The sequence below is a fragment of the Acidobacteriota bacterium genome (assembly GCA_009838525.1).
Lineage (GTDB): Bacteria > Acidobacteriota > Vicinamibacteria > Vicinamibacterales > UBA8438 > VXRJ01.
Map to the genome: position 1 here is coordinate 186,888 of VXRJ01000019.1, position 17,833 is coordinate 204,720.

Annotated in this window: 20 protein-coding genes and 1 pseudogene; 14 read left to right on the forward strand and 7 right to left on the reverse strand. The window is 66.1% G+C overall.

All coding sequences use genetic code 11. The features are described from left to right. Nucleotides 1-167 precede the first annotated feature (167 nt). Nucleotides 168-263 (forward strand): annotated as a pseudogene (locus F4Y45_10620) (calcium-binding protein). Nucleotides 264-564: 301 nt separating this feature from the next. Continuing rightward, complete coding sequence (locus tag F4Y45_10625; GenBank protein ID MXY24961.1) at nucleotides 565-1,650, forward strand: NADPH:quinone oxidoreductase family protein; 1,086 nt, start codon at nucleotides 565-567, stop codon at nucleotides 1,648-1,650. A gap of 59 nt (nucleotides 1,651-1,709) precedes the next feature. Here the strand turns inward: F4Y45_10625 and F4Y45_10630 are convergent, their stop codons facing one another. From F4Y45_10630 to F4Y45_10640, 3 genes are all read right to left on the reverse strand, one after another. Then, on the reverse strand, nucleotides 1,710-2,099 hold the full coding sequence (locus F4Y45_10630; GenBank protein ID MXY24962.1) for a cupin domain-containing protein: 390 nt from the start codon (nucleotides 2,097-2,099) through the stop codon (nucleotides 1,710-1,712). A gap of 65 nt (nucleotides 2,100-2,164) precedes the next feature. After that, nucleotides 2,165-2,992, reverse strand: a complete 828-nt coding sequence (locus tag F4Y45_10635; protein ID MXY24963.1) for a PIN domain-containing protein — start codon at nucleotides 2,990-2,992, stop codon at nucleotides 2,165-2,167. Then, nucleotides 2,989-3,225, reverse strand: a complete 237-nt coding sequence (locus F4Y45_10640) for a hypothetical protein (protein MXY24964.1) — start codon at nucleotides 3,223-3,225, stop codon at nucleotides 2,989-2,991. The genes F4Y45_10635 and F4Y45_10640 overlap by 4 nt, the downstream gene beginning before the upstream one ends. Nucleotides 3,226-3,684: 459 nt before the next feature. Between F4Y45_10640 and F4Y45_10645 the strand changes: the two genes are divergently transcribed. Beyond that, nucleotides 3,685-4,077, forward strand: a complete 393-nt coding sequence (locus F4Y45_10645; GenBank protein MXY24965.1) for a cupin domain-containing protein — start codon at nucleotides 3,685-3,687, stop codon at nucleotides 4,075-4,077. Between the two features lie 62 nt (nucleotides 4,078-4,139). Here F4Y45_10645 and F4Y45_10650 read toward each other — a convergent pair whose 3' ends face one another. Both F4Y45_10650 and F4Y45_10655 read right to left on the reverse strand, forming a co-directional pair. After that, complete coding sequence (locus F4Y45_10650) at nucleotides 4,140-4,409, reverse strand: HigA family addiction module antidote protein (GenBank protein MXY24966.1); 270 nt, start codon at nucleotides 4,407-4,409, stop codon at nucleotides 4,140-4,142. A 10-nt stretch (nucleotides 4,410-4,419) separates the two neighbouring features. Continuing rightward, the gene (locus F4Y45_10655; GenBank protein ID MXY24967.1) at nucleotides 4,420-4,692 is read right to left on the reverse strand and encodes a peptidase; all 273 of its coding nucleotides are present in this window, start codon (nucleotides 4,690-4,692) and stop codon (nucleotides 4,420-4,422) included. A gap of 140 nt (nucleotides 4,693-4,832) precedes the next feature. Here F4Y45_10655 and F4Y45_10660 point away from each other — a divergent pair, with 140 nt between their 5' ends. The 4 genes from F4Y45_10660 to F4Y45_10675 are packed head-to-tail and all read left to right on the forward strand — an operon-like array spanning nucleotide 4,833 to nucleotide 8,421. Further along, entirely contained in the window at nucleotides 4,833-5,783 is a 951-nt protein-coding gene (locus F4Y45_10660) for an ABC transporter ATP-binding protein (GenBank protein MXY24968.1), read from the forward strand. After that, nucleotides 5,455-6,633 (forward strand): ABC transporter permease, encoded by a 1,179-nt coding sequence (locus F4Y45_10665; GenBank protein MXY24969.1) that lies wholly within the window; start codon nucleotides 5,455-5,457, stop codon nucleotides 6,631-6,633. The genes F4Y45_10660 and F4Y45_10665 overlap by 329 nt, the downstream gene beginning before the upstream one ends. Then, complete coding sequence (locus F4Y45_10670; GenBank protein ID MXY24970.1) at nucleotides 6,630-7,550, forward strand: ABC transporter ATP-binding protein; 921 nt, start codon at nucleotides 6,630-6,632, stop codon at nucleotides 7,548-7,550. The genes F4Y45_10665 and F4Y45_10670 overlap by 4 nt, the downstream gene beginning before the upstream one ends. Before the next feature lie 7 nt (nucleotides 7,551-7,557). Next, the gene (locus F4Y45_10675; GenBank protein ID MXY24971.1) at nucleotides 7,558-8,421 is read left to right on the forward strand and encodes an ABC transporter permease; all 864 of its coding nucleotides are present in this window, start codon (nucleotides 7,558-7,560) and stop codon (nucleotides 8,419-8,421) included. A gap of 69 nt (nucleotides 8,422-8,490) precedes the next feature. Here F4Y45_10675 and F4Y45_10680 read toward each other — a convergent pair whose 3' ends face one another. Then, entirely contained in the window at nucleotides 8,491-10,863 is a 2,373-nt protein-coding gene (locus F4Y45_10680) for a response regulator (GenBank protein ID MXY24972.1), read from the reverse strand. Nucleotides 10,864-10,998: 135 nt separating this feature from the next. Between F4Y45_10680 and F4Y45_10685 the strand changes: the two genes are divergently transcribed. The 4 genes from F4Y45_10685 to F4Y45_10700 all read left to right on the forward strand — a co-directional run bounded on the left by F4Y45_10685 (nucleotide 10,999) and on the right by F4Y45_10700 (nucleotide 15,242). Then, on the forward strand, nucleotides 10,999-12,183 hold the full coding sequence (locus tag F4Y45_10685; protein MXY24973.1) for a DUF3472 domain-containing protein: 1,185 nt from the start codon (nucleotides 10,999-11,001) through the stop codon (nucleotides 12,181-12,183). Between the two features lie 390 nt (nucleotides 12,184-12,573). After that, a complete protein-coding gene (locus tag F4Y45_10690) occupies nucleotides 12,574-13,557 on the forward strand; it encodes a hypothetical protein (GenBank protein MXY24974.1) in 984 nt (327 codons plus the stop codon). Further along, a complete protein-coding gene (locus F4Y45_10695) occupies nucleotides 13,457-13,879 on the forward strand; it encodes a site-specific DNA-methyltransferase (GenBank protein ID MXY24975.1) in 423 nt (140 codons plus the stop codon). Before F4Y45_10690 ends, F4Y45_10695 begins: the two co-directional genes overlap by 101 nt. Then, nucleotides 13,794-15,242 (forward strand): lipocalin-like domain-containing protein, encoded by a 1,449-nt coding sequence (locus F4Y45_10700; GenBank protein ID MXY24976.1) that lies wholly within the window; start codon nucleotides 13,794-13,796, stop codon nucleotides 15,240-15,242. Before F4Y45_10695 ends, F4Y45_10700 begins: the two co-directional genes overlap by 86 nt. On the opposite strand, the gene F4Y45_10705 is transcribed toward F4Y45_10700, so the two are convergent. After that, nucleotides 15,239-15,727, reverse strand: coding sequence for a DUF2384 domain-containing protein (locus F4Y45_10705; protein MXY24977.1), 489 nt, complete (start codon nucleotides 15,725-15,727; stop codon nucleotides 15,239-15,241). The two genes, F4Y45_10700 and F4Y45_10705, sit on opposite strands and share 4 nt — an antisense overlap. 97 nt (nucleotides 15,728-15,824) lie before the next feature. Between F4Y45_10705 and F4Y45_10710 the strand changes: the two genes are divergently transcribed. The 3 genes from F4Y45_10710 to F4Y45_10720 all read left to right on the forward strand — a co-directional run. Next, nucleotides 15,825-16,058: a DUF433 domain-containing protein gene (locus tag F4Y45_10710; GenBank protein ID MXY24978.1), complete on the forward strand. Its 234-nt coding sequence runs from the start codon at nucleotides 15,825-15,827 to the stop codon at nucleotides 16,056-16,058. A 316-nt stretch (nucleotides 16,059-16,374) separates the two neighbouring features. Then, a complete protein-coding gene (locus F4Y45_10715) occupies nucleotides 16,375-17,484 on the forward strand; it encodes a Fic family protein (protein MXY24979.1) in 1,110 nt (369 codons plus the stop codon). A gap of 125 nt (nucleotides 17,485-17,609) precedes the next feature. Next, nucleotides 17,610-17,833 (forward strand): hypothetical protein (locus F4Y45_10720; protein ID MXY24980.1); only part of this gene is annotated, 224 nt, incomplete at its 3' end.

A 17,833-nucleotide genomic window follows, 5' to 3' on the forward strand; every position in this document is an offset into this window, starting at 1 on the left:
CAGGCCGAGGTTCTTGAGCTTGCGGATCTGCCGCTTCAGCCAGACGCGCTCGCAACCGAGCCGCCGGGCCAGCAGGCTGGAGACGCCCCCCGGCTGGGCCTCTATCGCCTCCAGCGCGCGCCGGGTCCAATGGCCATCCGCGGATCCCGCGTCGAGCCGCCGGAGGCAGCGCAGGACCTCCTCGACCTCCGCGTCCGAGAGCGCCGCCTGCTCCCGAAGCGCGTGGCGCGGGTCGGCGCCCCCGAACGCCACCACGACCCGGTAGAGGCGGCAGCCCTGCCGCGCCGGGAGATCCGCCAGCAGGACGGCGCGTGAGGGGTAGCCTGCCGCCAAGGCGTCGGCATCGGAGACGTCGGTCTCGTCCACGGTCGCAACGTCGAGGATGCGCAGCATGCCGACGGCGGTCCGCAGGCTGCCTCCGGCGCGGACGGTCGGCCGGCGCCAACGGCGGAAGATCAGCGTGATCTCTCCGCAGACGACGCGCTCGAGCACGGCCATCCGCAACAGCACGGCCACATAATAGGTCGCTTCACCGCAGCCGTTCCGGCGTGAAATGATCGGAGGATGCTCGAAGTCACGACACCCGGTCCCATGCGGGCCGTCCGCTGCCACCGCTACTCCGGCCTGGACGAGGCAGGCGCTCCCGTTTCCACTCCCGACCCGTTGCGCGACGTCCTGTCGCTGGACCAGATCCCGGCCCCGGCGTGCGAGGCGGGCCACGTGCTGCTGCGGACCGCGTTTGCGGGAGTGCAGTACCCCGACGCGCTCCAGGCGCAGGGCCTCTACCAGAGCAAGCCCGGCCTCCCCTACGTGCCGGGCATGGACGCGGCTGGAACGGTGGCGGAGGTGGGAGCCGGAGTCGAGCACGTCCGGCCCGGCGACCGGGCGATCGCGCAGGCGAGCATCGGCTGTCTCGCGGAGGTCGTCAAGGCGCCGGCCGCGTCGGTGTGGAAGGCGCCGGACGAGGTGCCGCTGGAGCGATGCGCCAACCTGGGACGGAACTACTTCCCCGCCTACCACTCGCTGAGGGTGCTGGGCGAGGTCGAGCCCGGCAGCCTCGTGCTGGTCGACGGCGCGTCGGGCGGCGTCGGCCTGGCCGCCATCGAGCTTGCCAAGGCGATGGGCGCGCAGGTCATCGCCGGCGTCAGCACGCCCGAAAAACAGGCGGCGCCGACCGCGGCGGGGGCCGACCGGGTGCTCTGCTACGGGCGCGACCGACGGAGCTTCCGTCAGTTCAAGGGCGCCGTCCGGCAGGCCGCGGCCGAGCTGGGCCATCCGCAAGGCGTCGACGTGGTGGTCGACATGGTGCAGGGCGAGTTGTTCGAGGCGGCGCTGGTCTCGGCCATCCGCCCCCTCGGCCGCATCTGCCTCGTCGGGTTCACGGCCGGGCAGCGGCCGATCCGGCCGGGGCTGCTGCTCATCAAGCAGGCGGTTGTCGTCGGCAGCATGTGGTCCGGCTGGGCGCACGCCCATCCCGAGGGGCACCAGCGGAACGTCGCCGAGATCCTTGACTTCATGGCGACGGGGGCAATCACGCCGCGGGCGGACCGCATCTTCTCTCTCGACCGGTTCATCGAGGCCTTCGAACTCTTCGAGCGCAACGAGGGCCGCGGCAACACGGTGGTCCGCTTCACCGACCCGTCCGACTGATTGTTCTTTCGGGCCCGTTACGGTTCAAGTGCCGTAGGTGATCTTCCCTGGCCCGGGAGTCACCCCGCGGGCTTGTCGGCATCGAAGATCGAGACGCCGCAAGGCGCGGTGAATTCACTTGCCGCGAGATTCCCCGTGTTTACCGTACCGGCCGGTTCGAAGCACAGAACATAGGCGTCCTCCATCGCAGAAGTACGGTGCTCGACGCCACGGGGCACCAGGACGCACTCTCCCTCTTGCATGTCTACTCGCCGGTCGCGGAACTCGACCGAGAACCGTCCCTTCCACACCAGAAAGAACTCGTCGGCATCCTCGTGGTGGTGCCAAGGGAAGACGCCCTTCACCCGGATGAGCTTGACCTCCTGCCCATTCAGGGTGGCAATGACGCGCGGGCGCCACGCTTCGTTCAGCCGGCTACAGCTTTCGTCCACACTGATCTTCGTTGTCATGCGGCCCACCCTCTTCGAGACTGTCCTCAATGTCGCGACCGCTGGATAGCCCCTGGTCGCGGCTGTCAGGTCTGTTTCAGGCCTGACACGAGTGCGTATCCCCTCCGCCAGTATTCACCGTAACCGGCCACGTAGTGATGGCTAACCCGCCCCACCAATCCACTGGCATGCTCGAAGTTCTTTCGCCAGTCACTGTTCTGCAGCCCCGCACCGAACCATCCAAGTGCTAGCAGATCGACACGTTCTTCGTCACTCAATGCGCCGATCATGTCGACGAGCCGCCTGGAGGAAGGTGAGTCCGCCATCAAGTCCAAGTCCTCGGGCGTCAAGGCCGGCGGCATCGTGCTTTGGCCGCGAAGGGAAGCGATAACGTGCTCATCCGTGGCGGCAGAGACGTCATAAGCATCGCTCAGCATCTCGACCTTCTCTCGACTGATGACCAGAGCAGTCGCCGCCGCCGTGATCGTTTCGGCCACGCCTGGCGCACCGATGTATCTCACATCCGCGCCCGGCATATGCTCGGCGATCTTCCTGGCGAACCGTTTGTCGGCCGTGACTAGCGCCGACGCTGTCGCCTCTGCGCACGCCAAGTAGAGGCAGTCGTAGACCGGATGGTCAATAGCGGTGGCAATCTGCGCCGCGTGTTCAACGAGTTGGCCATAGGGATGCAGTGTGACGTTATCCCGGAGCCGCGCCAGCTCGTCGAAGTACGGCTGCGGGTCGTCGATCTCCCCCGTGCGAGCCTTCTTCCAGATGGTGTTCGCGAACTCGGCGAGCAGGATTTCGGGAGCGTGCAGACCCAGCCTGTGGGACAGCAGGCGGCGAGCCTTGTCGCGAAGCGGTTCCTCCACGAACCACTTCACGACAATGCTGGCGTCGACGGTCAGATTCACCGGTCCCGATCAGCCCGCAGCAGCGTAACGCTGTCGGACTGCGGAGTACCGGCAGTTGCGGACGCGAGCCACTTTGTCCGCTCTCGAAACTCCGCCATGCGAGAGCGACGGTCTGTGTGGTCCGCCAGCACGTGGCGAACCTCGCCTTCCAGCGAACGTTGATTCGCCTGGGCCTGGGCCTTGAGCTTGTCGATTACCCGATCGTCGAGGTTGCGTATGGTCAGAGTACCCATGGAGCCACCAAGTGCAGTCACTATGCTAGCACGATGGCAGTGTAGAATCCGCGACGAGTTGCGCCGATTCTCGCGTGAGATGATCGGGGGATGCCTGTAGTCACGACACCCGATCCCATGCGGGCCATCCGCTGCCACCGCTACTCCGGTCTGGAAGAGGCGGGCGCTCCCGTTGCCACCCCCGACCCGCTGCGCGAGGCCTGGCCGCCATCGAGCTTGCCAAGGCGATGGACGCGCAGGTGATCGCCGGCGTCAGCACGCCCGAGAAGCAGGCGTCCCCAACCGCGGCGGGGGCCGATCGAGTGCTCTGCTACGGGCGCGACCGACGGAGCTTCCGAGCTCTTCGAACGCAACGAGGGCCGCGGCAACACGGTGGTCCGCTTCGCCGACCCGTAGCCGGACAGGACTTACTGCCTGTCGGGCTCGGCGTAACCCGGATAGGTCGGACGGAGGATGTGGATGCAGACGGTGCGTCTAGCGGACGGCAAGGCGGTCCTCGCCCCAGACGGTTCGCGGATTCGCGAACTGGTCACGGTACCGGGCGGCAGCATGGTGCATTGCACGCTGCCAAAGGGTGCTGTCACGATAGCGGTCGTCCACGCCACGGTCGACGAGCTTTGGTACGTCCTCGCCGGGAAGGGGCAAGTCTGGCGACGGCGTGAGGACGCCGAATCAGTGATCGACGTCGAGCCGGGTATCTCTCTGAGCATCGAGTGCGGAACGCACTTCCAGTTCCGCAGCACTGGCAACCAAGACCTCCAGTTGGTGATTGTCACCATGCCGCCGTGGCCCGGTGCGGAAGAGGCTCGCCGCGTGAGCGACCACTGGGCGGTCACGAGCGGGGTGGACTAGCGCCGCACTTCCGGTGAGACGGCAGACATGCCGCGAGATTGCCCAACGAAAAGGGCAGCAGGCTATGCCACGACCCGTTCTTGGCGAATACGTTCCTGTGCCAAGTCGTACTGCGCTTGCCGGCGCACCCAGAACGCCGCGTTGCTCCAACCGATGCGTTCTAGGGCAAGCGCCATTGCAGGCGAAACGCCGGTGCGACCGTTCAACAAGCGTGAGAAGGTCTGCCGCGTGCAGCCCAGCTTCTCGGCCGCCTCGGTCACCGTCCAGCCTTCGGCCGCCAGTGCATCTCGGAGACTCTCTCCCGGGTGGGTCGGGTCGTACATCGTCGGCATCGTGCCCCCTCTAGTGGTAGTCGACCAAGGTCACGCCAACCGGCACGCCATCCTCGAAACGAAACACGATGCGCCAGTTTCCGGAAACTCTCACACTCCATTGGCCGCGGCGGTCGCCAGTCAGCGGGTGCAGACGATAGCCGGGCAAGTTCATGTCTCCGGGCACCACGGCTGCGTCCAAGTCCGACAGGATCCGTCGGATCCTCGGTACCAGCGACGCGGGGAGGCGACGGGCATCCCCCCGCTCGTAGAACGCCAGGAGCCCCTTGTGAACGACTTGGATATCGTTACTGTAACACGATGCATGACGTGTGACACAGGAGATTCACGTCAAGTCAATCGATAGCCAGTGGAACATGACGCCCTCTCACCGAGGCAACTAGAATGGACTGAACACAGCCAGCGTTCGACCCGTCGAACCCTCTGGAAGCTCCCACAGTGACCACCGCACCGGAGCCAGTAGCTCGCCTTGACGGCGTCACCATCACCTACGGACGCCAGCGCGCGCTCGACAATGTCGACGCCACCTTTCCGCCCGGCGCGGTCGGCCTGCTCGGGCCGAACGGCGCGGGCAAGAGCACGCTGCTGAAGGCGCTGCTCGGTTTCGTTCCTCCCGACGGGGGCGCGGGAAGCCTGTCGGTGTTCGACCTCGACGTCACCGAACGCTCCCTCGAGATCCGCGCGCGCCTCGGCTACATGCCGGAATCGGACGCGCACTTTCCCGGCCTGAACGCCATCGCGTTCACCGCCTGCTGCGGCGAGCTGGCCGGCCTGCCGCCCGCCGATGCGATGCAGCGGGCGCATGCCGTGCTGCAGTACGTCGGCCTCGGCGAGGCGCGCTACCGTATGGTCGACACCTACTCGGCCGGCATGAAGCAGCGGATCAAGCTGGCGCAGGCGCTCGTCCACGACCCCGATCTGCTCTTCCTCGACGAGCCGACGAACGGCATGGACCCGAAGGGGCGCGCCGAGATGCTCGATCTGATTCGCGACCTCGCCCAGCGGAAGGGCGTGAACGTCATCGTCTCGTCGCACGTTCTCCCGGATGTCGAGGCGGCGTGCGACAACGTGGTGGTGCTGCACGAGGGCCGCGTCGTCGCGGCCGGGCCGATCGCGGAGCTCAAGGGAGACGACCGGCAGGCGTTCGAGGTGCGGATCAAGGGAGACGCGGACCGCTTCGTGGAGACATTGCGCGCGGCCGGCGCCGAGTGCCACCCGTCGGACGACAACCTCCTCCGGGTCCTCATCGGGGACGGCCGCTCGGCCCGCGATCTCTTCGCCCTCGCCGTGCAGGCCGACGTGCAGGTCCGGCACCTGCAGCCGAGCGTGCAGACCCTGGAGGAGGTCTTCGCCCGCGCCGTCGGAGAGTCCTGATCCCGCCATGCCGATTCACGACCAGGGCTACGCCCGCTACGCCGGCACGCGGCGCCCGCCGGGGCGCGCGTGGTGGGTGATCGGGCGAAACGGCATCCGGCGGATGTTCTCGTCGAAGCTCTTCCTCCTCGTGCTGCTCTTCGCCTGGATGCAGTTCTTCGTCCGCGGCGTCGTGTTCTACCTGGCCGCGAACTTCCCGCAGGTCGAGGGCTTCATCGCCCCGACCCCGGCGACGTTCCGCGACTTCTTCGACAGCCAGGCCTTTTTCGTCTTCATCGTCGCCATCTACACCGGCGCGGGCGCCATCGCGAACGACCGGCAGGCGAACGCGCTGCCCCTCTATCTCGCCCGGCCCCTGACGCGCTGGGAGTACGTCGCCGGCAAGCTGACGGCGGTGATGGCGTTCCTGCTGCTCATCACCTGGGTGCAGGCCCTGCTGCTGCTCGTCCTGCAGACGATGTTCACCGGCAGCCTCGAGTTCGTCCGCGAACACGCGTTCCTCCTCCCGGCGGTGACCGCGTACGGCCTCCTGCAGTCGCTGGTCGCGGCCATCACCATCGTCGCGCTGTCGTCGCTCTCGACCAGCGCGCGCTACGTCGGGGTCATGTACGCCGGCGCCGTGATCTTCACGGGAGCGATGTTCGACGTGCTTCGGGGCGTCACCGGCAGCTCCGCGTGGTCGTGGCTCTCCTTCACGGCCAGCCAGCAGCAGGTGGGCGACGTGATCTTCGGCGCGGACCCCCGCTACGACACGCCGTGGGTCGTTTCGCTGCTCATCGTCGCGGCGCTCATCGGGCTCTCCGTCTGGGTACTCGGCCGGCGCGTGCGCGGCGTCGAGGTGGTGTCGTGAGCGTGGTCGCCGCGCGCGGCCTGTCGAAGTGGTACGGCGAGGTCATCGGCCTCAACGACGTCACCGTGGACATTCCCCCCGGCATCAGCGGCCTCCTCGGACCGAACGGGGCCGGCAAGTCGACGCTGCTGAAACTGGTGACGGGCCAGCTCCGGCCGAGCCAGGGGACAATCGACGTGCTGGGGGAACCCATCTGGGGGAACCCCGCCGCGTTCCGCCGTATCGGGTACTGCCCGGACCACGACGGCTGCTACGACGGGATGACGGGGATGGAATGGCTGACCGCCCTGCTCCGCCTCAGCGGCTACGACGGCGCGGCGGCGGCGGACGCCGCGGCCCGCGCCCTCGAGGCGGTCGACCTGACGGCGGCGGCGGATCGGAAGATCGGCGGCTACAGCAAGGGGATGCGGCAGCGCATCAAGCTGGCCCAGGCGATCGCCCACGACCCGGAGCTGCTGGTGCTGGACGAGCCGCTCGCGGGCCTCGATCCCATCGGCCGGCGCAAGGTGATCGCCGCCATCCGGGCCTGGGGCGAATCCGGCCGCAGCGTCATCGTGTCGAGCCACGTCCTGCACGAGATCGAGCGGATGACGTCGAACGTCCTGCTGCTGCACGCGGGACGCATCCTGGCCGAGGGGGACGTGCATCACATTCGCGGCCTCATCGATGAACACCCCCACACCGTGCGCATCACCGCCTCCGACCCGCGGCGGCTGGCGCGCCACCTGCTGGAGCACCCGGACGTCATGGCCATGCACCTCGAGGAAGGCGCCATCGTGGCGCAGACGAACCGGCCGGACGACTTCTATACGCGGCTCACGGCGCTGGCCGCCACCGACGAGGCCGGCGACGTGGGAGAGGTCACCTCGCCGGACGACAACCTGCAGGCGGTCTTCGCCTACCTGGTGAAGGAGTGAGTCGCGGATGAAGTCCGATCAGGCGCCCGCCGCGCCGACGTTCGTCACCGCCGCGCTGCGGGTCTTCGACGTCAGCGTCGGCGAGATGCTCTGGTCGCGCCGAACCATCTTCATGGCCCTGGTGGCGGCCGGCCCCGTCGTGCTCGCCCTGCTCCTGCGCGTCGTGACCGAATCCGGCGCGTTCGACGGCGCGGCGGCGGTGAACGGCCGTCCCGTCAGCCTCAACGGTCCCGCCATCTTCGGCCTGATGGTGTGGACCTTCTACCTCCGGTTCACCGTCCCCGTGCTGGGCGTGTTCTACGGCACCGCGCTGATCGCCGACGAGGTCGAGGACCGGACCCTCACCTACCTGTTCACGCGCCCCATTCCGCGCGGCGCCGTGCTTGCCGGCAAGTACCTCGCCTACCTCGTCTGCACCGCCGTCGTCGTGTTGCCATCCGTGATCCTCGTCTACTTCCTGGTGGTGCCCATCCTGGACGGCAGCATCGGCCGCGAGTTCCCGTCGCTCGCCATCGACCTCGCCATGGTCGCGGCCGGCCTCGCCGTCTACGGCGCGCTGTTCGCGCTCGTCGGCGCCTGGTTCCGCCGCCCGCTCCTCACCGGCCTCGTCGTCGTCTTCGGCTGGGAGCCGATCGTGACCGTCCTTCCGGGCTACATGAAGTACCTGACTGTCGCCTACTACCTGCAGGGGCTCGTCCCGCACGCTATGCCGCAGGGCGACTCGCTCAGCCTGCTGCAGGCGATCCTCACCAGCATCCAAACCCCGCTCGGCACGTGGACGAACATCATCGTGCTGGCGGCCATCTGGCTGCTCGCCTTCGCCGCCGCGCTACGAGTCACGGCCGGGCGCGAGTACGTGCTGGAACAGTGAAGGAAGACCAATTGCGCCACCCTTGGCCATGTGCCCCAGCGGGCCCGCCCGGCGCCGTAGGGCGGCGACTCATCGACCGTCGGGCCGGGGCATGCGGTAGCCGACGCCGCGCTCGGTGAAGATGTAGGCGGGCTCGCTCGGATCATCGCGCAACTTCTTGCGGAGTTGCTTGATGAAGACCCGCACGAGCTTGCTGTCGCCCCCCTTGCGCCGGGCCCAGACCTTGCGCAACAGCGCTGCGTAGGTCGAGACCCGCCCGGCGTTGAGTGAGAGCGCGCGCAGCAGGTCGAACTCGGTGGCGGTCAGCTCCACGTCTTCCCCGGCGACGCTCACCCGGCGCTGCTCGTAACGGATGGTCAGGTCTCCGAGCACGAAGGCGTCGGGCTCGGTGCGCCGGCGCAGCTCGGCCCGGATGCGCGCAATCAGCTCGGTTGGCGAGAAGGGCTTGACGATGTAGTCGGCGGCGCCGGCCTCCAGGGCCCTGGCGACCGTCTCGTCGCGACCGTAGACGGAGAGGAAGATGACGGGCAGGTCGGCCAGCTCGGGCACGCTCGCCATCAGTTCGATGCCGTCGGTCTCGGGCAGCATGAGGTCGAGCAGGACCAGTTGGGGATGTTCGGCGCGGATGATCCGCGACAACTCGCGATGGTCGCCGGTCACGATTGCCGCGTAGCCAGCCTGCGCCAGCGTGTCGCGCACGTGGCGCAGCGTCTGCGGGTCGTCGTCCACCACCAGGATGGGGACCGGGTCGCGCTCCTGGTCAGGTCCATGCGGATCGCTGGCGCCGGTCTCCTGGCCCGCGTTGGCTTGCTCGCTCACGGGAACCGTGAACGTGACGCGCGTGCCGTGGCCGAGGCCTGCGCTTTCCGCCCAGATGCGGCCGCCGTGGGCCTCGACCAGGCCCTTGCAGATGGCCAGACCCAGCCCGCCCCCGAGTCCGCTCCCCCGGTCGCCGGCAACGACATCGGCGTGCTTGCGAAACAGGTGCGGCAGTTGTTCCGGCGCGACGCCGCTGCCTTCATCGACCACCGAGACCGCCACGTCCACGCCCTCGCGCACCGCCGCCACGCGGATCGGCGACGACTCCGGCGCATGCCTGGCGGCATTCGCGAACAGGTTGTTCAGCACCTGCACGATGCGCCGCCGGTCCGCCATCACCAGTGGCAGTCCGGAAGGAAGGTCGATGAGTACCGCGTGCCGGCCCCCGCCGCCGACGAACGTGTTCCGCGCCTGCTCCATCAGGCGCGCCACCTCGGAGGGCTCCGGTGAAACCGACAGCGTGCCGGTGTCGATGCGCCCCGCATCCAGCAGGTCGCCGATGAGGCCGTACATGTGCTCGGCCTGCTCGTCGATGATCCGGTGGAACTCGCGCATCTCGGCCCGGTCCAGCTCGCGCGGCGCATCCAGCAACCTGGCCGTCGAGCCCTTGATGGAGGTGAGCGGCGCGCGCAGTTCGTGGCTGACCAGGCTCACGAACTCCGTCCGTTGCCGGTCCAGCTCCCGCAGCGGCGCCAGGTCCTGGAACGTCACCACCACCGATTCGACCTCGCCGTCCGCCTCGATCGGCGTCACGTTGAGCAGCACGGTGAGGCGCCGCCCGTCGGGAACCGACACCTCGATCTCCTCGCCGCGCATCGTCTCGCCGCTGGTCAACTCCTGCGCCAGCGGAAACTCGTCGAGGGCGAATTCGCGCCCGTCCGCCAGCCGACACGTAATCACTTCCAGCAGTTGTTCCGTTGGCTCGCCCGGCGTCCGCAGGCTCTCGAAGATCCGCTTCGTCTCGCGGTTGACCGACACCAGTTGGCCGGTCGACGCGTTGAACATGGCGACACCGACCGGCGAAGTGTCCACCAGGGCCTCAACGCGAGCGCGAGCCCGCTGCTCGTCGCGATGCGCACGCGCGTTGGCGACCGCTGCCGCAGCCTGGGAGGCGAACAGCACCAGCAGCTCCTCGTCTTCGCTCGTGAACTCCCCGGCGCCTTCCTTCTCGCTCAGGCAGAAGGTGCCGAGTCGCTGCCCCCCATGGCGCATCGGGGTGGCCTGAAGACTCCGGGAGAGAACCGGGATCGGCGTGTAGCCGAGGGTCCGGACGTAGCCGGCGAAGTCCGCCCGCCGCAGGGGAACGTCGAGGTCGCGCAGGTGTTCGAAGAACCCCCGCCCGTCGGCCCACCCAAGCATCTCCTGGTACTGGTCCGGCGAGAAGCCGGACGCGACGAAATCCTGAAGCTCGCCGGCATCGTCGACGGTGGTGATGGCGCCGTAGCGGGCGCCGGTCAGAGAGCGCGCGCTTCCGACGATTTCGCGCAGCACGGTCTCGACGTCGAGGCTCGAACTGATGCGTACGCTCGCGGCGCTCAGCCGCGAGATGCGTTCTCGTAGCATCTCGATCTCGCGCGTCGGCCCATCGTCGGACTTCATTGGTCTACTCCCGTCACGCTGCATGCCAGCGTATCGACAGTATTTTATGATATCCACGCTAAATATGCGAAGACACTCATCCAAAATTCACATTCTGTGAGCTAGCCTACTGGGGTCCGGATTTCGTGTGAAGTCCTTGCCAAGACCCCGGAGAATCGCATGCGTTACCTCGTCGGTCTGTTCGTACTGAAGGCAAGCTGGAAGCGGTTCCTGTTTCTGTTGGTCACCGCCTGTGCGCTGGCCGCGTGCAAAGACAGTCCGGTCAGTCCGACGCCGATGAATCCCATCACTCCCTCGTTGCCCCAGATGCTTGCTTCTGTCGAGTTCTCTGGCCTCCCAAGAGTCGAGGCGGGCAAGATGTCGCCTCGCCCGCTCACCGCCGTCGTGCTCGACCAAGAAGGCCAACCTATTGCCGGTGCCTCGTATCGGTGGGAGGCCGACTCGCATGCCGGATGGGTGTTTCCATCAGAAGGAACGACCACTGCGAACGGACGAATCGAAGCGGACTGGGTCGCGGGAACGCCGGGGCAAGGCCACCTGACGCTACGAGTGCAGCACGGCACGGAGGAGCTAGCCGCTGTGGTCGAGACAACGAGCTTGCGATCACGGTCGCCGCCTTTGAGTGCGCTTACCGTATTTGTGCAAAACTCGTTCCGGGGCGCCGACGGCATCGCCGCAGAACTAACGCCCCTCACAGAACCGGTCGGCACGTACTATGCCGCCCTGCAGTGGGCCAGAGGCTACGCCGGGTTGCAGCGTGGTGGTCGTCTCTATGACCGTCAACTGCAGTTCTCGGTCTGGGACAATGACCAAGGAGGCGCTGAGGTCGTCCGGGAAGGGGACGGCGTCCATTGCAGGATGTTCGGGAATGAAGGCACGGGCAGGGCGTGCGAGTTGAACTACCCCTGGCGCACAAATGCGACGTACCTCTTTGAGGTCGAGGCGGCCGAATTGAGAGGCGGCACGAGTCTGACGCTACATGTGACGGACCAGTCCACGGGCGCGCGCCGTTTCATCGGCACGCTGCGGGACGCACGTCGGATTGACTTGGGACACGACTTTTCATTCTTCGTGGAGGACTTCCGGCGCGACGCACCGACGTGTCTGGCGCAACCCGTGCGCCAGGCGGCTATTCGAAATGCGATGGCCCGCAGTAACGGCTCGTGGCACTCGCTGACTTCGGGCTTCTTCTTCCATCCTAGCTCCCAGACTGATGCGGGCAATCCGGGCACCTCGCACTGCGTCAACATTCGCGTTGAGAGTCACGCCCACGGGCTCGCGGTTTCCGTTGGCGGGCACACGGCAATGGACCCGGCGGAGCCAACGGTCGTCGCAATTCCGTAGCGAGTCGGTCAGGCAACCGCGAACATCCCCATGGGTGGGGGCGGGAATGGGACCTGCTACGATGACGGCGCTGTACCACTTCGACGGGTGTCGTTTCTTGCTCTTGCAGGCCGCTCGCCTGATTCGGTAGCATCATGGAAATGAGCAATCGAGACGGCTCCCGGAAGCGGTCGGGCCCGACGCACCGTTGGCACGACGCTTCCGGGCTGGTAACCGTGGCCGCGATCGGGAGACGGCGACGGCAGCCGACGGCGAGACCTCGGCGACCGGGTGGGACGTGATCGACCCGACATGGTCCCAATCGGCGCGCTTGCAGCGGTCTCGTCGGTTGTCCTACCCTCGCGGGCGCGGAGCGAAGAGGGCGGGGTTTGCGGTCCTAGAGGCCAGTCGATGACGCCACATCCCTTTGATAGCGAGTTCCGTGTTACCCGCGAGCAGATCGAACGGTTTTCGCGCGATGGATTTGTGAAGCTGAACGGGTTTCTGAATGCCAGCGTGGTCCGAATGCTGCTCAATCGCGTTGACACCGAATTGGCCCGGGGAATGGCGGTCGATCTCAATCGAGGAAAGAGTGACCGCGCTAGGTCCGATTCCGTGTTCAATCGCGTCCAGTACGACTTTGAAAGCGACAAGACGCACATCTTCGAATTGCTGGAGCGCGCCTACTTTCGGCAGGCGTTGACCGACCTGACAGGATGCGAGCTGTTCCTCGCATTCGAGATGTCCTTCGAAATCGAGAAGAACGTCAACAAGGGGCTGCCATGGCATGTCGGCGTACAGAGCTTCGGATACCAGTTCGCCGAAGATTTCGGGTGTACGTTGTGGGCACCGCTCCATCCTGTAGATACGACAGGACAGCGCGGCGGGATGGCCTACGTTCCCGAGCATGTCCTGTCGGGCGAGTTCGTCTACTCCGCGGACTTGGCGGTGGTCGAAGCGCTCAAGGCCAGGGAGCGCGCCGGAAAGAAGACCAACGTAGAGGATTACTTCGGCCTCAGGATGGGAATCCTCAACTCCCCCGTGATGGACGAGCTGCTTGAGGCCCACCAGGTTGAGGACGACTTTGAGCCCGGCGACGTGTTCCTATTCAACAAGAATGTCATCCACCGCAGTGTCATGCTGGACGACGGTGCGCTATCGCGTCGTGCCGCGTACGTGCTGCGTTTCGTTGACGCCACCTCGCGCTACGATCTGCACCGGGCTCGAACCCTGGAGTTCCACGTCGACCAGTATGGGACTGGGCTCTTCGCTCGCAAGCCGGTTACGCGTCAGCATATTGAAATCGCCGAAGCCGGGGTGGAGCACGGCGACCTTCTTGCGGAGTGTGCCTATTTCAGCGACCGTGGCCGCAGGCTGGTCCGGCGGACACGATAGGGCCGGTTGGGCTCCGGGACCGGGTTCGCAAGAACGCGAGTTCCTTGTCGAACATAAGAAGGACCTGATCGGACTGCCGTGGCGCGTGGCCTTCGCGTTGCAGGATGACGGCTGGTGGGTGCGGTCCGAGGTGATCTGGCACAAGCCGAACGCGCACCCCGAGTCCGTCGCCGACCGGCCGACCAAGGCGCACGAAACGGTCTTTCTGCTGTCGAGAGACCAGGACTACTACTACGATGTCGCCGCGGTCCGCGCGGAGCACCACGTTCTGGGGCTGCTCGTGGTATGGTGGCGGCCTGCTGAAGCTCGACAGCCGCTCTGACCTTGAAGAGATGTATCCCTTTCCGCCCGTTCCGGTCGCGGGAGGAGTTGCGGCGACTGAAAGCGGAGACGAGACCATGAGCATGGCTCGGTACGTCCTGCGGTGCCTCGGGCTGGCCGGCGCCCTCGCGGCGCTTCCGTGCTCGGCGCTGGCGCAGCCGGCCGACGAGGCGGGCCCGCCCCGTACGCCCTGGGGCGTGCCGGATCTCCAGGGGACCTGGTCGCTTCCCACGATGACGCCCCTCGAGCGACCGGCCGAATTCGAGGACAGACTTCGTCTGACAGAAGAAGAAGAGGCGGAGTTTCTTGCCACGCGGCGGAGCCGCATCCGCGAGGGGCTCGATCGGGCCCTGAGCGCCGACTTCGAGCTGGGCGATGGCGGGGTCGACCAGTCCATCTACGACCATCCGCTGCTGGACGGGCGCACGTCGCTCGTCGTCTCACCCGAGAACGGGCGGATTCCACGCACCGAGGAAGGCCGCTACCGGGTGGGCATGCCAGGTCGGCGTATGAGCGGCATCCCGGAGGGCCCCGAGGACCGGGCACTGGACGAACGCTGCCTGGTGGGCGGGATGCTGCCGCTCCGAGGAAGTGCGTTCCCGGCCCGGATCTTCCAGACCCCGGATCATGTGGTCATCCACTACGAGTTCATCAACTCCACGATCACGATCCCGCTGGACGACCGGCCGCAGGTGTCCAGCGCCATCCAGCAGTGGACCGGGACCTCGCGCGGCTCCTGGGACGGCGACACCCTGGTGATCGAATCGACGAACTTCGACCCGCGCTGGACCTTTGCGGGGTCCGGGGCGGGTATGCGTCTGGTGCAGCGTCTGACGCGGATCGACCGGGCCACGATGCATCAGGAGTACACCGTCTACGACCCGGACTCGTTCACGGAGCCGTGGTCGGCGGAGTACCCTCTGACCAACACCGAGGAGTCGATCTACGAGTTTGCCTGTCACGAAGGCAATCGAAGCATGACGCTGATGTTGAACGGCGCGCGGGCCACCGAGCAGATGGCCCGGTTCGTCGGCGCGTTCGGTCTCTCGTCGTTCGAGCGGGTCGGTGGGGCGGCCGCGGACGGTTCGGCGTTCACCGACGGGATGCTGTCGTATGACGCCAGCGGCCGGGTGTCGGTCCAGCTTTCAAGCCGTGAGAGCTATCTGGCCTACTACGGCCGATATGACGTGAACGTCTTTCGGAAAGTCGTCGAGCATGAGGTCGAGGGCGGGTCTCGACCGGATGTGCGGGGCAGGACGCTGAGCTACTCGTACGACCTCGCGGACGACGGCGACACGCTGGTGCTGTCGCTGATGGGTGACGACGGAGTTGAGGGCCGCGCCACCTGGCAGCGTCATCGCTAGTCCCTCCGGACTGGGCTCGTCGCGGTTCGCGCTTGGGGCCCTGGGAGCACTTCACCCTGCATGTCGTGTCGGTCCCACGCTGACCTTCGAGGGAAGGTAGCGGCGTCTGTGTGGTGATCGCAGGTCATCCACACGCGGTCTTCAGTCGGAACCAGCCGGATGTCTCCGGCCTCGTCCCGCAGCCGGGGATTGGTCAACGCTTCCAACTCGAGGACCGCTTCCAGGTCCTGCGGTCCGGCCACTCGTTCGAAGACGGCAATCGTCGGGAATCGACTGGGAAGAACGCGCCAGGACGGTCTCCACGCAATGCGGGCGACCGGTGGCGTCACGCCCAGCCGCCGCACTCCGCGTCGACGTACTGCCGAACGAGGAAAAGGGTCCGCGACCTGCCCGGACATCATCCGGTCCAGCGCCGAGCGACCACCGAACGGGGGCGCCGCGTTCGGCCGCTTCACCCATTCGTCGGCCGCGTCTTCGTCGGGCAACAGCCTGCCCTACTCTTGGTCTTCGGGCGGAGCCGGGGCAGCGGGGGAGCACTGTGCCAACCTTGACCGATGGCCGGACCTTGCATAGGCTGGCTTTATGGCTCACTCGGACCGGATCACCATCGAGCCCGGAAAACGTAGCGGCAAGCCCTGCATCCGCGGACTGCGCATCACTGTTTCCGACGTACTCGACTACTTGGCGAGCGGCATGTCCGAGGAAGACGTGCTCCGCGACTTCCCCGACCTTACGCGTGAAGATATCCGGGCCTGCCTCGCGTTCGACGCCGAACAGGGCGCGACGCTGCTTGTGATCGCGCCCAGCGCGTACTAGTGCCACGCCCCTTCGGCACCAGGCTATGGCCGCGGTTTCGATGATCAATCGAAGGTCCTCGCTTCCGGTTCCGAAGTGGTATTGAAGCGGTAACCGAATCCTGAACCGTACCGGGTTTCCTAGAGGCTCGATTTATTGGGAGCCGTTGGAGTGCGCCCCTTGAAGTGGACACTCTCGGCTGGAAGGATTGACAGGCGATGGGGTATTGAGCCGTCGGCTTGCGTAGATTGGCCCACTTTAAACAACGCATTTAATGCGTATTTTGTCTTGCCAGTGCGTCGAATAGACCGTATAATATACGCAAGGAGTGCGTAGAATGGGCCCTCGGTACATCCACCAACAGCCAGCATGGCCCCGTTTTCGATGGGATCAGGAGACTCTGGCCGGGCCGCTGGCCGAGATCCGGCACCAGCAGGGCCGGCTCCTGGGGCGCATGGAAGGGCTGGGTTTTCCCTTTCAGAAGGAGGCGGAGTTGCGCACACTTACGCTCGACGTTCTCAAATCCAGTGAGATCGAAGGCGAAAAGCTGGACGCGGAACAGGTGCGATCCTCCATCGCACGGCGCCTGGGGCTCGAGACGGCGGGCACCGTGGCAGTGGGCCGGGACGTCGAGGGTGTCGTGGAGATGATGCTCGATGCCACACAGAACTTTGCCCAACCGCTGAGCGAGGAGCGTCTATTTGGCTGGCACGCAGCGCTCTTCCCCACCGGCTATAGCGGCATGCGCAAGATCAAGGTTGCCGCATGGCGCGACGATGCCGAAGGGCCGATGGAGATCGTATCGGGTGCAGTCGGCAAGGAGCACGTGCACTACAGGGCGCCGGCAGCCGAACTGCTGCACAAGGAAACGGCTGCCTTCCTTGCGTGGTCAAACGATTCAGAGTCCAAGACTGATGCGGTCCTGCGGGCGGCTCTGGCGCATCTGTGGTTTGTCACGATCCACCCGTTCGAGGATGGCAACGGGCGCATCGCGCGCGCGATCGCGGACTGGCAACTCGCGCGCTCGGAGGGGAGCGCTCAGCGCTTCTACAGCATGTCGGCGCAGATCCATATCGAGCGGAACGACTACTACGACATCCTTGAGCACACACAGAAGGGCAACCTCGACGTAACGCCCTGGGTGGAATGGTTCCTGGCGTGTCTGGGCCGCGCCTTCGTTGGTACCGAGGAGACGCTGGCGGCCGTCGTGCGCAAGGCACGGTTCTGGGAGCGCACGGTGCATATCAGCATCAATAACCGGCAACGGGCTTTCATCAACCGATTGCTTGACGGGTTCGAGGGTAAGTTGACGACGACCAAGTGGGCGAAGCTCACCAAGTGCTCACATGACACGGCACTGCGTGATATCCATGCCCTGATCGAAAACGGCATCCTGCAGCAGGATACCGGAGGCGGGCGTAGCACCAGCTATTCTCTGCGCGACTGATCACACCCGTGGGCTTGATCCGGCTATGCAGAGCTCCGCATAGGTGGATACGGCTTCAGGGCGCCTGCAAGGGACGTGTGCTCCACTTCGGATCGTGCAGTAGCCTCGACGCTAATGGCCATCAGTTGAACAGGTTCGTGCGACGGACCGGCGCCTGCGCGGTGTTCGGATTCCGGACCGATGTCGACTGGCTGCCGTCAGCCGCGTTCGAGCTGCTGGTGCTCGGCTACCTGCAGGAGGTGTCCTTCACAAAGGCCGGGATGAGAAGCCTCCAGCGACGGGTCAAGCGCGAAGCTGAACCGTACCGGGTTTCCTGGAGGCTCCATTTATTGGGAGGATGGAGTCCATG

What these genes read in the sequence shown, in the direction of transcription:
- F4Y45_10650 (MXY24966.1), bottom strand. Translation starts at nt 4,409, where the DNA reads ATGCCGACGATGTACGACCCGACCCACCCGGGAGAGAGTCTCCGAGAT.
- F4Y45_10685 (MXY24973.1), top strand. Translation starts at nt 10,999, where the DNA reads ATGCGTTACCTCGTCGGTCTGTTCGTACTGAAGGCAAGCTGGAAGCGG.
- F4Y45_10710 (MXY24978.1), top strand. Translation starts at nt 15,825, where the DNA reads ATGGCTCACTCGGACCGGATCACCATCGAGCCCGGAAAACGTAGCGGC.
- F4Y45_10690 (MXY24974.1), top strand. Translation starts at nt 12,574, where the DNA reads ATGACGCCACATCCCTTTGATAGCGAGTTCCGTGTTACCCGCGAGCAG.
- F4Y45_10665 (MXY24969.1), top strand. Translation starts at nt 5,455, where the DNA reads ATGTCGAGGCGGCGTGCGACAACGTGGTGGTGCTGCACGAGGGCCGCG.
- F4Y45_10675 (MXY24971.1), top strand. Translation starts at nt 7,558, where the DNA reads ATGAAGTCCGATCAGGCGCCCGCCGCGCCGACGTTCGTCACCGCCGCG.
- F4Y45_10680 (MXY24972.1), bottom strand. Translation starts at nt 10,863, where the DNA reads ATGCAGCGTGACGGGAGTAGACCAATGAAGTCCGACGATGGGCCGACG.
- F4Y45_10715 (MXY24979.1), top strand. Translation starts at nt 16,375, where the DNA reads ATGGGCCCTCGGTACATCCACCAACAGCCAGCATGGCCCCGTTTTCGA.
- F4Y45_10700 (MXY24976.1), top strand. Translation starts at nt 13,794, where the DNA reads ATGTCGCCGCGGTCCGCGCGGAGCACCACGTTCTGGGGCTGCTCGTGG.
- F4Y45_10645 (MXY24965.1), top strand. Translation starts at nt 3,685, where the DNA reads ATGCAGACGGTGCGTCTAGCGGACGGCAAGGCGGTCCTCGCCCCAGAC.
- F4Y45_10640 (MXY24964.1), bottom strand. Translation starts at nt 3,225, where the DNA reads ATGGGTACTCTGACCATACGCAACCTCGACGATCGGGTAATCGACAAG.
- F4Y45_10630 (MXY24962.1), bottom strand. Translation starts at nt 2,099, where the DNA reads ATGACAACGAAGATCAGTGTGGACGAAAGCTGTAGCCGGCTGAACGAA.
- F4Y45_10625 (MXY24961.1), top strand. Translation starts at nt 565, where the DNA reads ATGCTCGAAGTCACGACACCCGGTCCCATGCGGGCCGTCCGCTGCCAC.